Raw genomic sequence first — 13,295 nt, forward strand, 5'->3', positions numbered from 1 at the left:
CCGCGGGTCAGGCAGCGCCGGTGATGCGTCCGGAACCGAGGACGAGGTCGCCGCGCTCGGCGTCGGGGAGGTAGAGGACCGCGGCCTGACCGCGGGCCACCCCGCGCAACGGCTGCCGGAGGGCGATCTCGATGCCCGGGCCGTCCGGTCCGTCGACCGGCGTCGCCACGGCCTCGGCCAGGCCCCCGTGAGCGCGCACCTGCGCGGTGCATTCCACCGGACCGGACGGCACCGCACCGCCGCACCAGATGGCCTTGGTGGCGCTGATCGAATGCACTTCCAGGTCCGCGGCGGCGCCGACGGTCACGGTGCCGCTGGTCGGGTCGATCGCGGTCACGTACCGGGGCGTGCCGTCGACGGCGGGCGCCTCGATGCCCAGGCCCTTGCGCTGGCCGATGGTGAAACCGTGCACTCCGTCGTGCTCGGCGAGCTGCTCCCCGGTGCGGCCGTCGACCACCGCGCCGCGCCGCACCCCGATGCGCGCACCGAGGAACGCCTTGGTATCACCGCTCGGGATGAAGCAGATGTCGTGAGAGTCGGGTTTGTTGGCCACCAGCAGACCGCGGCGCTGCGCCTCCTGCCGGATCTCCGGCTTGGGGGTGTCGCCGATCGGAAACAGGGCTCGGCTCAACTGCCCGTGGTCGAGGACCGCCAGCACGTACGACTGGTCCTTGTCGGCGTCCACGGCGCGGCGCAGCACGCCGGCTTCGTCGACGCGGGCGTAGTGGCCGGTGGCCAACGCGTCGAAGCCCAGTGCGACGGCACGCTCGGCGAGCGCCGCGAACTTGACCTTCTCGTTGCAGCTCAAGCACGGATTCGGGGTCTCACCGGCGGCGTAGGCGGCGACGAATTCGTCGATCACGTCCTCTTTGAACTGGTCGGCGAAGTCCCACACGTAGAACGGAATGCCCAGCATGTCGGCCACCCGGCGCGCATCGTCGGCGTCCTCCCGCGAACAGCAGCCGCGCGACCCGCTGCGCAGCGCACCCGGCGCCGTCGACAGCGCCAAATGCACGCCGACCACGTCATGTCCGGCGTCGACGGCGCGCGCCGCCGCCACCGAGGAGTCGACGCCGCCACTCATCGCCACGAGCACCCGTCGGCGCCGCGCAGAAGGATCAAGCGCAGAGAGATCAAGCGCAGCGGGATCGACCACAGCCGACGGGGCCTGCGCGGCGGGTCGGGACTCGGTGTTCGGGTCGGTCATCAACGCACTCCCATCAGTCCGGCCGCGCGAGCGCGGTCCACCACCTCGGGCAGAACGGCGGCCACGTGGTCGATATCGGCGACGGTGTTGTCCGGGCCGATCGAGAAGCGCAGCGAGCCGCGCGCGGCCGCGCGGTCCAGGCCCATCGCCAACAGCACGTGGCTGGCCGAGGCGACGCCCGCCGTGCACGCCGACCCGGTGGAGCACTGAACGCCCTTCGCATCCAGGAGCATCAGCAGCGAATCGCCCTCGCAGTACTCGAAGCTCGCGTGCACCATGCCGGGCAGACCGTCGGTGCCGGAGTTCACCGTCACCCCGTCGATGGTGGCCAGGACGTTCAGGAGTCGGTCGCGCACCGCGGTCACCGCGGCGGTGTCCTGCGCGGCGCGCTCGATCGCCGCCTGCAGTGCCGCCGCCGTGCCGGCCGCACCGGCGACGTCCTGGGTGCCCGAGCGCAGATCGCGTTCGTGACCGCCGCCGTGCAGCAGCGGCTGCGCCAGCACCTCGCGACCGAGCACCAGCGCGCCGAAGCCCTGCGGGCCGCCGAACTTGTGGGCGGCCAGGCTGAGCGCGGACAGCCCGCTCGCGGCGAAGTCGACCGGCACGTGGCCCACCGCGGCCACCGCATCCGAATGCAGGGGCACGCCGAACTCGCGGGCCAGCGACGACAGCTCGTCGATGGGCTGCAGGCAGCCCACCTCGTTATTGGCCCACATCACCGAGATCATCGCGACCTCGTCGGCGTGCGCGGCCAACTCGGCCCGCAGGTCGGCCGGGTCCACCCGGCCATGCGCGTCCACCGGCAGGACCACCAGTTCGGCGCCCTCGTTGTCGGCGAGCCACTGTGCCGGGTCGAGCACCGCGTGATGCTCGACGGCGGAGATCACCAGGCGACGTCGCCGCTGATCCTGCGCGTTCCGGGCCCGATAGATGCCCTTGACCGCCAGGTTGTCCGCCTCGGTGCCACCGGCGGTGAAGATCACCTCGGAGGGACGGGCCCCGACGCACCGGGCGATCGTCTCGCGGGACTCCTCCAGCAATCGCCGGGCACGACGCCCCGCGTCGTGCAGCGACATCGGGTTACCCGGACGACTCCAGGCATCGCTCATCGCCGCGAGGGCTTGGGGCACCAGCGCGGTGGAGGCGGCGTTGTCGAGATACACGGACATGATTCCCATCCAGAGTAGCCGTGGATGGCCTCCGCGGCCCAATGCCGACGGCCACCTCACCCCGCGGCACCGACACCGGCCAGGCGCGCAGTTCCCGCTCCGGCCGGATCGCCGCGGCACAGCGCGCGGCGAGGTCGCGACGACCGGCCACCGGCGGCTGCGCGGGATGAACCACCACGTCGACGCTGAGCCCGCGGGCCCGCAGCACCCGGCGCAACGTGTCGCCCACCGAGTCCTCCCCCAGGTAGCCCGGCGCCACCGCCGGTGTTCCGGCACGGTGGTAGCGCACGCCGACCGGCAGCACCGGAGCTCCGGCGTCGATCGCGCTCTGGAAGAAGGCCGGACGGAACTCGCCCGCGGCCACCCCGCACCAGGTGGTGCCCTCGGGGAAGACGACCACCGGCCGCCCCCGGGCCAGGAGTCCGGCGACCCGACGCACGTCGTCGGACAGCCCGCGGCGCAGGCCCCGCCGATGCGGCACGACCCCGAAGCACCGGAGGAGCGGGGACAGCGCCCCCATCGCCAGCACCTCCCGCTTGGCCACGAAACGGGCCGGCGCCACCGCCGCCACGGCGAAGATGTCGAGGAACGAAACGTGGTTGGCCACCACCAGGGCGCCGCGCATCCCGCGCGCCCCGCGCGGCCGGTGATCGATCACCGTGAGTCGAAGGCCCACCGCCTGCACCCCGCACCGCGCCGCGAACCGCCAGTATCCGGTGCGCACCGCGCGCGGCGACACCGCCGCCAGCAGCCCGACGGGCAGCAACACCAGGACGGCCAGTACCAGGGCCACGACGCGGCCGGTCACCCGCACCGCGCCGACCCGCGCCCGCTCCCCCGGAACGCACTGGCTGCCGCACCCGCTGACCGGCACCCACGGATCGAGGGTCGACGCCTCCGGCACCGTCAGCGCTGCCCGTCCGTGGCCGCCGACCCGGCCGGCGGTGCCGTCAGTCGGGTGAGCGCTCCGCGCAGCCGCGCGAGGTAGCGGTCGTCGCCCTGCTCCCGGTCGATCACGGTGAGGAAGTCCCCGACGTCGAAGGTCTCGTCGAAGGCGGGCTCACCGCAGACGCGCGCCCCGAGGCGGATGTAGCCACGCAGCAGCGGCGGCAGCACCGGACGCTCCACCGGTGCCAGGTCGTCGAGGCCGGCGCCGTCGACCTCGACGCGGCGGTGCGGATACACCTGCCACGGGGCGCTGTGGCGATCGCGGACCAGATCGCGGATCCCGCGCAGTTCCCGCCCGCGCCCGGCGGCGGCGTCGACGGGCACCGAGACGCAGCCCATCAGGTACCGGTAGCCGCCGTCGTCGAGGTAGCCGAGGACCGCCGTCCACAGCAGGCCGGTCACCGCGCCGCTGCGGTGCGCCGGGGCCACCACGGCGCGACCCATCTCCACGGTCTCCGGCGCGATGGAGGCCAGCTCGCTGAGATCGAACTCACCCGCCGAGTACCAGCCCCCGGCGGCGATGGCCCGGGCCGGCGGCAGCACCCGCGCGCATCCGGCCAGTTCACCGGTCGGCAGGTGCCGGATCAACAGGTGATCGCAGAAGTGGTCGAAGCGGTCGGCGTCGAGCCCGGTGTCGTCGTCGCCGATGGCGTCGGAGTAGCCCGGCTCGGACCGGAAGGTCTCGAACCGAAGCCGTTGTGCCGCACGGATATCGGCCGGATGACCGCTGACGACGACGTCGTACTCCCCGGCGACGAACAGCGTCTGCCGCACGGGCGATTCGGACAGTGGACTGTGGATCGGAAGAACCGTCATGCCCGCAGTCAAACCGTCGAGAACAACGCGGTGGCGGCCGCTCGGCGACGCCCGTCGAACCGCTCGGTGAACGGCTGGCCGGTCACCGGGCCCCGTCGTCCCCCGAGATGCGAAACACCCGCTCCGCAGAATTGCGGAGCGGGTGTCGTCGATCGGGTTGGGGGCCGGTCCTTACCCGAGAACCGGCGCCCCGTCGATCACTTGCGCTTGTTGATCGCCTCGGTCAGCTGCGGGGCGACGTCGAACAGGTCGCCGACCACACCGAAGTCGCTGATCTCGAAGATCGGGGCCTCTTCGTCCTTGTTGACGGCCACGATGGTCTTCGAGGTCTGCATGCCCGCGCGGTGCTGGATCGCGCCGGAGATGCCCAGCGCGATGTACAGCTGCGGCGAGACCGACTTGCCGGTCTGACCCACCTGGAACTGGCCCGGGTAGTAACCGGAGTCGACGGCCGCACGCGAAGCGCCCACGGCAGCGCCGAGCGCGTCCGCGAGATCCTCGACCACGGAGAACTTCTCGGCCGAGCCGACACCGCGGCCGCCGGACACGACGACCGAAGCCTCGGTCAGTTCCGGACGGTCGCCGCCGACGTTCGGCTCGAAGCCGGTCACCTTGACGGCGTTCTCGGCCTGCTCGAGCACCGAGACGTCGACGCGGGTGCCCGCGCCGGCGGCCGGAGCGGCCTCGATGGCGCCCGGACGAACGCTGATCACCGCGGTGTCACCGCCGGCAGCGGCGTCGACGGTGAAGGCACCGCCGCGCACCGACAGCACACCGGTGCCGCCCGCGCCGACCTCGATGACGTCGACCAGCAGGCCCGAGCCCAGGCGCACGGCCAGACGACCGGCGATCTCCTTGCCCTCGGCGTTGGCCGCGATGAGCACCGCTGCCGGGGAGTTCTCCTCGGCCAGGCCGGCGAGCACGTCCACCTTGGGGCTCACCAGGTAGTTGGTCACGTCGTCGGACTCGGCGACGTAAATCTTCTCGGCGCCGGCCTCGGCCAGTGCACCGAGGACGCCGTCGGCCTTGCCCGGGCCGTCGATGACGACGGCGGCGGGCTCGCCCAGCGCGCGGGCGGCGGTGAGAAGTTCAGTGGTGACCTTCTTCAGCCCACCCTCGGGATCCTGCTCAACGAGCACGAGTACTTCAGCCATGTTGTCTCTCCTGAATGTCTTTGCTTGTCGGGGGCGGGGGCGATCAGATGATCTTCTGGCCGACCAGGTACTCGGCGACCTTGGTGCCGCCATCGCCCTCGTCGACGACGCGCTCGCCCGCGGCGCGCGGCGGCTTCGGGGTCACACCGGTGACGCTGCTGGCGGCGTTGGCCACACCCATCACACCGTCCTCGATGCCGAGCCCGGCAGCGGTGAGGACCTCGGGGGTCTTCTTCTTCGCGGCCATGATGCCCTTGAAGGACGGGAAGCGCGGATCGTTGATCTTCTCGTTCACCGAGACGATGGCCGGCAGAGTGGCCTCGACGGTGAAGATGCCGTCATCGGTCTCGCGCTCGCCGCGCAGCGACTCGCCGTCGACCTCCAGCTTGCGCAGGTGAGTCAGGTGCGGCAGGTCCAGGTACTCGGCGATCATCGCCGGAACGGCACCCGCGCGGCCGTCCGAGGACTCGTTGCCGGCGATGACCAGCTCGACGCCCTCAACGGTGCCCAGAGCGGTGGCCAGCAGGTAGGCGGTCTGCACCGCGTCGCTGCCGTGCACGGCGTCGTCCTGGATGTGGATGGCCTTGTCGGCACCCATCGACAGCGCCTTGCGGATCGCGTCGGCCGCCTGCGCGGGACCGGCGCACAGCACCGTGACCTCACCGCCGTTGGCTTCCTTGATCTGCAGCGCGGCTTCGACGGCCCGCTCGTTGATCTCGTCGATGATGCCGTCGACAGCGGCGCGGTCGAGCGTGTAGTCGTCGGCAGAGAGCGTCCACTCGGCCGTGTAATCCGGCACATGCTTGATGAGCACAACAACGTTCGTCATGGGTCTTCGTCGACCTCCTGCGTAGGTTTCGGCAACTTACCGGCCGGTAAGGCCATGGGTCATTGGTAACTCTAACCGTTTGCTCACTCGGGGAATACACCACCCGGGAGGAAACCGCGTCGTCTTACTCACATTCGGGAGGGTTGCGGGCGTCCGCCCCGGCCAGGGCGACTCGGAGCCGGGCCCCGTGCATGCCCTAGTGTCGTGCAGATGAGCGATTCCCCGGCCTCGTCCGAGCGTCCCCTCGACGTGGATCAGCACCTCGCCCTCACCGGCGAGCGCACCGTGCCCGGCATTCCCGCGGAGAACTACTGGTTCCGCCGCCACGAGGTGGCCTACGACTTCATCGAGCCGCGCGGTGCGGGCAAGGACATCCTCGAGGCGGGCTCCGGCGAGGGTTACGGCGCCGCCCAGCTGGCCCGGCGCGCCGCCTCGGTGGTCTGCGTCGACTACGACGAGCAGGCCGTGGAACACACGCGCCGCCGTTACCCGGAAGTCACCGTGCACCAGGGCAACCTGATCGATCTGCCGCTGGCCGACGGCTCAGTGGACCTCGTCGTCAACTTCCAGGTGATCGAACACCTCTGGGACCAGCCCGGTTTCGTGGCCGAATGCCACCGGGTGCTGCGCCCCGGCGGGGAACTGTTGATGAGCACTCCGAACCGCATCACCTTCTCCCCCGGCTTGGACACGCCGCTCAACCCCTTCCACACGCGGGAGTTGAACGCCGCCGAACTCACCGGACTGCTCACCGACGACGGCTTCGACGTGCACGCCATGCTCGGCGTCTTCCACGGCCCGCGCCTGCGGGAGCTGGACGCCAAATGGGGCGGCTCGCTGATCGACGCCCAGATCGAGCGCGCGCTGGCCGCCCAGGAATGGCCGGCCGAGCTGGTCGCCGACGTCGCCGGGATCACCGCCGCCGACTTCGAGATCGTCGACGCCGACGAGCGCGACATCGACACCAGCCTGGATCTGCTGGCGATCGCCACCCGCCGGGCCGACTCGTGACCGTGGTCGACCCGGTACCCGGCCAGTTCACCCTGGTTCTGCATTCGCACCTGCCGTGGCTGGTCAATCACGGCCGCTGGCCGGTCGGCGAGGAGTGGCTCTACCAGTCGTGGGCCAACTGCTACCTGCCGCTGTACGCCATGCTGCGGCGTCTGGCCGAGGACGGCTTCACCGACCAGCTCTCGCTCGGGATCACCCCGGTGCTGGCCGCCCAGCTCGACGATCCGCACGCGACCTCCTCGATGTACGAGTGGCTCGCCGACTGGCAGTTGCGCGCCATGGAGGCCGCGCTCGACGATGATCCGGACCGCCGTGTCAGCGGCCACCGGGAGTATCGGGAGGCGGCCGCCGCGCTCGCCGATTTCGAGCAGCACTGGCGGCACGGCGGCAGCCCGCAGATCCGCGCCCTGGCCTCGTCGGGAGTCCTCGAACTGCTCGGCGGACCGCTGGCCCATCCGTTCCAGCCGCTGCTCGATCCGCGCCTGCGCCGCCTGTCCCTCGCCGAGGGCCTGGCCGACGCGCAGTTGCGCTGGGGCCGCAAGCCGGCCGGGATCTGGGCGCCCGAATGCGCCTACACCCCGGGCATGGAGCACGACTACGCCGAGGCCGGCGTCGAGCACTTCATGGTCGACGGGCCCACGCTGCGCGGCGACACCGCGCTGGGCCGGCCGGTGGCCGGCACCGACGTGGTCGCCTTCGGCCGCGACCTGACCGTCAGCTATCGCGTGTGGTCGCCGAAGTCGGGGTATCCCGGCCACAGCGCGTACCGCGACTTCCACACCTACGACCACCGGACCGGTTTCAAGCCGTTCCGGGTGACCGGCAAGAACGTCCCGGGCGAGGCGAAGAAGCCCTACGACCCGGCGCTGGTCGACGCCGTGATCGAGGCGCACGTCGAAGACTTCGTCGGCAGCGTGCGGCAGCGCCTGATCGACGAGTCCGCCCGCATCGGCCGCCCCGCACTGGTGGTCGCCGCGTTCGACACCGAGCTGTACGGCCACTGGTGGCACGAGGGCCCGGTGTGGCTCGAGCGCGTGCTGCGTCGTCTCCCCGAGATCGGCGTCACCGTGGGCACGCTCGCGAACGCGCGCGCCGACGGTTTCGTCGGCGAACCCGTCGAGCTGGCCGACTCCTCCTGGGGATCGGGCAAGGATTGGCGCGTCTGGGAGGGCCCGCAGGTCCAACACCTGGTCCGGTTGAACGAGGAGGTCTCCGAGACCGCGCTCGATGTGCTCGACAAGCGACTCGACGGCGCCGCGGCCCGCGACGCCACCGCCGACCAGGTGCTGCGCGAAACGCTGATGACCCTGCAGTCGGACTGGCCGTTCATGGTGTCCAAGGACACCGCCGCCGGTTACGCCGAGGACCGCGCCTACAAGCACGCCCACGCCACGCGGGAGATCTGCGCCGCGGCGGCCGCCGGACACGACGACCACGCGGCACGACTGGCGCGGGGCTGGCGCCACGCCGACAACCTCTTCGGCGCGCTCGACGCCCGCCGCCTGCCTGCACGCGACGGGAGCCTCCGATGACGGGCCGCAAAGTATTGATGGTGTCCTGGGAGTATCCGCCGGTGGTCGTCGGCGGCCTCGGTCGCCACGTGCACTACCTGGCCGAGGCGCTGGCCGCCCAGGGACTCGACGTGACCGTGCTGACCCGGCAGCCGTCGGGCACCGATCCGTCCACCCACCCCACCACCGACACCGTGGTGAACGGTGTGCGGGTGGTGGCCGCCGCCGAGGATCCGACCGAGTTCGACTTCGGCGTCGACATGATGTCGTGGACGCTGTCGATGGGGCACAGCTTCATCCGGGCCGCGCTGCGCCATCTCGGGCGCGACTGGACGCCCGACGTGGTGCACGCGCACGACTGGCTGGTCGCGCACCCGTCGATCGCCCTGGCCGAGTACTTCGACGCGCCGCTGGTGGCCACCCTGCACGCCACCGAGGCCGGTCGGCATTCGGGCTGGGTGGCCGGGCACGTCAACCGGCAGGTCCACTCGGTGGAGTGGTGGCTGGCCAATTCCGCGGACGCCCTCATCACCTGTTCGACCTCGATGCGCGACGAGGTGTCGGCCCTCTTCGGCCCGGAGCTGGCGCCGATCACCGTGATCCACAACGGCATCGATCTGACCGCGTGGGCGTTCGCCGAACGCCCGGCGCTCGACGGACCGGCCGAGCTGCTGTTCGCCGGTCGCCTCGAATACGAGAAGGGCGTGCAGGACCTGCTGGCCGCGCTGCCCGCCATCCAGCGCGCCTACCCCGGGACCACGCTGACCGTCGCCGGCGACGGCACCCAGCTGACCTGGCTCACGCAGGTCGCCGAGCAGCACGAGGTCGCCGCATCGGTGGCCTTCGTGGGGCGGCAGGACCATGATGGTCTGGTGACCCTGATGCAGCGCTGCGCGGCGATCGTGCTGCCCAGCCGCTACGAGCCCTTCGGCATCGTCGCGTTGGAGGCGGCGGCGTCGGGAATTCCGCTGGTCACCTCGACCGCAGGCGGACTCGGCGAGGCCGTCGTCGACGGCTCCACCGGGGCCACCTTCGCCCCCGCCGACGTCCCGGCGCTGGTGGAGGCCGTGTGCCGCACCTTGGCGCAGCCCGACGACGCGGCGGTCTGGGCCCACCGCGCCCGCGCCGTGCTCACCGAGGAGTTCACCTGGCCGGTGGTGGCCGAGCGCACCGCGGCGGTCTATCAGGTGGCCACCCGACGCCGGCACCGCGACCTCGCGCGGCCGGAGATCCCCCTGCGTCCCCTTCCGGAGCGCGACCACGAGAACTGAGCCGGTCGCCGCGGCGGCCGGAGATGGAGAGATGGACACATGCGCAGTTCCCTGTTCGACCAGACCAACCGCGAGAAGGAGACCGGGCAGCGGTGGACGGTGCAGTCGGCCAAGATGCTGCGCGTCGCCTTCGGTCCGGGGGCACTGGCCGCCAAGGGCGCCATGGTGGCCTACCAGGGCGTCTTCGACTTCAAGCACGAAGGTTCCGGTTCGGTCAGCAACTTCCTGAAGAAGGCCATCAGCAATGAGGGCGGCCAGCTGATGCGGGTGGCCGGTCAGGGCGAGGTCTTCTTCGCCCGACGGGCCCAGGACGTGTTCACCCTGCAGTTGGAGGGCCCGTAGGAGGCCATCACCGTCAACACCTCCAGCCTCCTCGCCTTCGACGATTCGCTGACCTGGAAGATCACCTCCATCGGCAACGCCGGGATGATGGCGGGCGGGCTGTTCAACCTGACGCTGTCCGGGCACGGCGTCGTCGGTGTCACCAGCGACGGCCCGCCGATGATCCTCGACTGCTCCCAGCAGCCCACCTACGTCGACCCGCAGGCCGCGGTGTGCTGGTCGGCCAATCTGACGCCGACGCTGAAGAACGACTTCAAGATGGGCTCGCTGATCGGCCGCGGCTCGGGCGAGTCGTTCCAGCTCGCCTTCCACGGCCCGGGCTTCGTGGTGGTCCAGCCCAGCGAGGGCCCCGCCATCCCCACCGCCTGACCCCACCGCCCGACCTCGGCGCGGAAGCTAGTCGGCGACGGGCCGACGGCGGTTCGCCTTGACCGCCCCGCGTCGGGTCTTGGCGTCGAGTCGACGACGCTGGGAACCGCGGGTGGGCCGCGTGGGGCGGCGCGGGATCTCCGGCGCCACCGACTCGCGAAGCAGGTCGGCGAGGCGTTGACGGGCCGCGACCCGGTTGCGGCGCTGCGCACGCTCGGGTGAGGCCGCGATGGTCAGCACGCTGCCGTCCAGTCGCGATGCGAGCATGCGCAGCACACGGGCACGCTGAGCCTCGTCCAGGGCCGTCGTCGTCGCCAGGTCCAGGCTCAGCTGGACGCGGGAATCGGTGGTGTTCACCCCCTGGCCGCCGGGGCCGGACGAGCGGGAGAACTGTTCGATCAACTCCGATGCGGGTACCCGCAGGCCGTGCGGGGCCCCCGGGCCCGGCGCGATGAGTAGATCGTCCACGGCTGCCATTCTGGTCGGCGGCGCGCGCGATGGCCAACCGTTATTCGCCCCGAGCGCTCGACTACGCCCGCGCTCGCGGCCCCCGTAGGCTCGTGCGCATGCAATCGGATCATCCGACCGCCCGTGAGCGCGAACTCACCGAGCGGGTCTCTTTGACGCTTCCCGACGGCCGGCTCAATCGCGAGGCCGTCGGCTTCGCCCGCTGGCCCCTCGTCGACACCGCCGGTATCGGGCACGGTTCGCACGGACGCGGACGCAACAAGCGGTGGGAGTACTGGAACGTCATCACTCCGACCCACATCGCGGCGCTCACCGTCTCCTCGATCGACTACGCGGCGGTGCACGAGGTGTGGATCTTCGACCGCACCACCGGCGAGGAGGTCGGCGAATCGGCGACCGTCCTGCCGCCGCGCGGCGTGACACTGCCCGCCTCGCTCGCCGACGGGCCGACCCGGGCGCGCGCCAAGAAGCTCGCGATCGACCTCACCCCGATCGCCGACGGCGGCACGCGGCTGCGGGCCACCATCCCCGACGGGGTCATCGATGTGGTCGTCAGCCGGCCCGCCGCGCACGACTGCCTGGCCGTCGTGGTCCCGTGGAGTGATTCCCGGTTCCAGTACACGGTCAAGGACGTCGCGCTGCCTGCATCCGGGTCGCTGATCATCCGCGGGACCGAGTACACGCTGCCCGAGGGCGAATCCTGGGCGGTGCTCGACCACGGGCGCGGCCGGTGGCCGTACAACATCACCTGGAACTGGGGCGCCGGCTCCGGCAGATCCGGTGGGCACACCATCGGTCTGCAGGTCGGCGGCAAATGGACCACGGGCACCGGTGTCACCGAGAACGGCATCGTGATCGACGGTCGCCTGCACAAGATCGGCGCCGAGCTGCGCTGGGACTACTCGACCACCGACTTCCTCGCGCCGTGGCGACTGTCCGGCGGCGGACTGTCCGCTGAGCTGGTGCCCTTCCACGACAAGCGCAGCCGCATGCAGTTGGGCGTGCTGTCCGGTGCCACCGACCAGTGCTTCGGCACCTGGTCGGGCAGCTACGACACCGGCCTGGAAGTGATCGAGTTCAGCGGGCTGACCGGCTTCGCCGAACACGTCCACAATCGCTGGTAGCCGACTCGGCGGACTGCCTCGTTCGACGGAGGGTCACAACTTGGCGCCCATGTGGCCACAGGGGTGGATGGTACTGGTGGTTCTCGCCGATACTCCCTGAATGAGACCTTCTCGGAGGCGTCGCCGTACCGTCGTCGCCACGCTGACGCTTGCGCTCGCCGGAATGCTGGCGCCGGGCACCGCGACCGCGGAACCGACCGCCACCGATCGGTACACGATGGTCGCGTTCAGCAACACCAGCGCCCGCGTCATGGACGTCTACGAGTCGCGCAACGGCACCGACTTCACTCCGCTGAAGCTGGGGGCATACCGACCCGCCTCCGGGTTCGTCCGTGATCCGAGCATCTTCCGGCACACCGACGGGATGTACTACCTCACGCACACCACGGCCGACGGCGCGAACATCGGCTTCGCCCGCAGTGTCGACCGCCTCACCTGGACACCCATGGCGAGTTGGCCGGTACCGCTGTGCTGCGCCCTTCTGCCGGGCACCGGCGACGGCAAAGGTCCGGTGAATCCGCTGGGCATCAACGGTTCGGCGGGATTCCGAGACGGTCCGTCCCTGTCTCCGTTCACCACCAAGGCGTGGGCGCCGGAGTGGTTCATCGACAACGGCCGCGTTCACCTCATCCTGTCGATGTCGACCGGCGGCGGCTTCGTGCCCTACCTGCTCACCGCGCTGGACTCATCGCTGGAGCGTTGGAGTTGGCCGGTGCCCCTCGACGGGCTCCGCGCCGATCGGATCGACACCACCGTGGTCAAGGCCGGATCCACCTACCACGCGTTCACCAAGAACGAGACCAAGAAGGTGATCGAGCATGCGATCGCGCCCGCCTTGCGCGGTCCGTATTCGTTCGTGGCGCCGGGCCCGTGGGGCACCCTGGTGGAGGGACCGGCGGTGACGCAGCTGCCCAACGGTGATTGGCGCCTGTATCTGGACGCCTACAAGGCGGGCAAGTACCTCTACTCCGACAGCAGCGACGGAATGAACACCTGGTCGCCGGTCAAGGAATTGCCCGGCGTCTCCGGAACGGTCCGGCACTTCGGAGTGCTGCGCGAGTCTGCGCCCTAGCGCG

Annotated in this window: 12 protein-coding genes and 1 pseudogene; 6 read left to right on the forward strand and 7 right to left on the reverse strand. The window is 71.0% G+C overall.

Annotation, left to right across the window (positions count from 1 at the left end):
• Positions 1-7 precede the first annotated feature (7 nt).
• From mnmA to ACFFJD_RS04985, 6 genes are all read right to left on the reverse strand, one after another.
• Positions 8-1,207, reverse strand: coding sequence for a tRNA 2-thiouridine(34) synthase MnmA (mnmA, locus tag ACFFJD_RS04960; RefSeq protein WP_382361781.1), 1,200 nt, complete (start codon positions 1,205-1,207; stop codon positions 8-10).
• Positions 1,207-2,376 (reverse strand): cysteine desulfurase family protein, encoded by a 1,170-nt coding sequence (locus tag ACFFJD_RS04965; protein WP_382361783.1) that lies wholly within the window; start codon positions 2,374-2,376, stop codon positions 1,207-1,209. Before ACFFJD_RS04965 ends, mnmA begins: the two co-directional genes overlap by 1 nt.
• A complete protein-coding gene (locus ACFFJD_RS04970; protein ID WP_382361785.1) occupies positions 2,288-3,280 on the reverse strand; it encodes a lysophospholipid acyltransferase family protein in 993 nt (330 codons plus the stop codon). Before ACFFJD_RS04970 ends, ACFFJD_RS04965 begins: the two co-directional genes overlap by 89 nt.
• 2 nt (positions 3,281-3,282) lie before the next feature.
• A complete protein-coding gene (locus ACFFJD_RS04975; protein ID WP_382361787.1) occupies positions 3,283-4,140 on the reverse strand; it encodes a GNAT family N-acetyltransferase in 858 nt (285 codons plus the stop codon).
• 197 nt (positions 4,141-4,337) lie between these two features.
• Entirely contained in the window at positions 4,338-5,294 is a 957-nt protein-coding gene (locus ACFFJD_RS04980) for an electron transfer flavoprotein subunit alpha/FixB family protein (protein WP_382361789.1), read from the reverse strand.
• 43 nt (positions 5,295-5,337) lie between these two features.
• Positions 5,338-6,123 carry an electron transfer flavoprotein subunit beta/FixA family protein gene (locus tag ACFFJD_RS04985; protein WP_382361790.1) on the reverse strand — a complete coding sequence of 262 codons (786 nt, stop codon included), beginning with the start codon at positions 6,121-6,123 and terminating at the stop codon, positions 5,338-5,340.
• 210 nt (positions 6,124-6,333) lie between these two features.
• Here ACFFJD_RS04985 and ACFFJD_RS04990 point away from each other — a divergent pair, with 210 nt between their 5' ends.
• The 4 genes and pseudogenes from ACFFJD_RS04990 (at position 6,334) to ACFFJD_RS05005 (ending at position 10,627) form a co-directional block, all read left to right on the forward strand.
• Complete coding sequence (locus ACFFJD_RS04990; RefSeq protein WP_382361792.1) at positions 6,334-7,134, forward strand: class I SAM-dependent methyltransferase; 801 nt, start codon at positions 6,334-6,336, stop codon at positions 7,132-7,134.
• Positions 7,135-7,136: 2 nt separating this feature from the next.
• Positions 7,137-8,666, forward strand: coding sequence for a 1,4-alpha-glucan branching protein domain-containing protein (locus ACFFJD_RS04995; protein WP_382361794.1), 1,530 nt, complete (start codon positions 7,137-7,139; stop codon positions 8,664-8,666).
• On the forward strand, positions 8,663-9,916 hold the full coding sequence (locus tag ACFFJD_RS05000; RefSeq protein WP_382361796.1) for a glycosyltransferase family 4 protein: 1,254 nt from the start codon (positions 8,663-8,665) through the stop codon (positions 9,914-9,916). Before ACFFJD_RS04995 ends, ACFFJD_RS05000 begins: the two co-directional genes overlap by 4 nt.
• A 114-nt stretch (positions 9,917-10,030) precedes the next feature.
• Positions 10,031-10,627, forward strand: a pseudogene (locus ACFFJD_RS05005) (AIM24 family protein).
• A gap of 27 nt (positions 10,628-10,654) precedes the next feature.
• Here the strand turns inward: ACFFJD_RS05005 and arfB are convergent.
• Entirely contained in the window at positions 10,655-11,095 is a 441-nt protein-coding gene (gene arfB, locus ACFFJD_RS05010; protein ID WP_382361798.1) for an alternative ribosome rescue aminoacyl-tRNA hydrolase ArfB, read from the reverse strand.
• Positions 11,096-11,193: 98 nt separating this feature from the next.
• Here arfB and ACFFJD_RS05015 point away from each other — a divergent pair, with 98 nt between their 5' ends.
• Both ACFFJD_RS05015 and ACFFJD_RS05020 read left to right on the forward strand, forming a co-directional pair.
• Complete coding sequence (locus ACFFJD_RS05015) at positions 11,194-12,219, forward strand: DUF2804 domain-containing protein (protein ID WP_382361800.1); 1,026 nt, start codon at positions 11,194-11,196, stop codon at positions 12,217-12,219.
• Between the two features lie 100 nt (positions 12,220-12,319).
• Positions 12,320-13,291 (forward strand): glycoside hydrolase family protein, encoded by a 972-nt coding sequence (locus ACFFJD_RS05020; protein ID WP_382361802.1) that lies wholly within the window; start codon positions 12,320-12,322, stop codon positions 13,289-13,291.
• Positions 13,292-13,295: the final 4 nt, after the last annotated feature.

This window comes from Gordonia phosphorivorans, assembly GCF_042432625.1.
In the GTDB taxonomy this organism is placed as follows: domain Bacteria; phylum Actinomycetota; class Actinomycetes; order Mycobacteriales; family Mycobacteriaceae; genus Gordonia; species Gordonia phosphorivorans.

Bases quoted from the DNA above. Each gene is read 5' to 3' on its own strand.
- mnmA (WP_382361781.1), bottom strand. From the start codon at position 1,207: ATGACCGACCCGAACACCGAGTCCCGACCCGCCGCGCAGGCCCCGTCG.
- ACFFJD_RS04965 (WP_382361783.1), bottom strand. From the start codon at position 2,376: ATGTCCGTGTATCTCGACAACGCCGCCTCCACCGCGCTGGTGCCCCAA.
- ACFFJD_RS04975 (WP_382361787.1), bottom strand. From the start codon at position 4,140: ATGACGGTTCTTCCGATCCACAGTCCACTGTCCGAATCGCCCGTGCGG.
- ACFFJD_RS04980 (WP_382361789.1), bottom strand. From the start codon at position 5,294: ATGGCTGAAGTACTCGTGCTCGTTGAGCAGGATCCCGAGGGTGGGCTG.
- ACFFJD_RS04985 (WP_382361790.1), bottom strand. From the start codon at position 6,123: ATGACGAACGTTGTTGTGCTCATCAAGCATGTGCCGGATTACACGGCC.
- ACFFJD_RS04990 (WP_382361792.1), top strand. From the start codon at position 6,334: ATGAGCGATTCCCCGGCCTCGTCCGAGCGTCCCCTCGACGTGGATCAG.
- ACFFJD_RS05000 (WP_382361796.1), top strand. From the start codon at position 8,663: ATGACGGGCCGCAAAGTATTGATGGTGTCCTGGGAGTATCCGCCGGTG.
- ACFFJD_RS05015 (WP_382361800.1), top strand. From the start codon at position 11,194: ATGCAATCGGATCATCCGACCGCCCGTGAGCGCGAACTCACCGAGCGG.
- ACFFJD_RS05020 (WP_382361802.1), top strand. From the start codon at position 12,320: ATGAGACCTTCTCGGAGGCGTCGCCGTACCGTCGTCGCCACGCTGACG.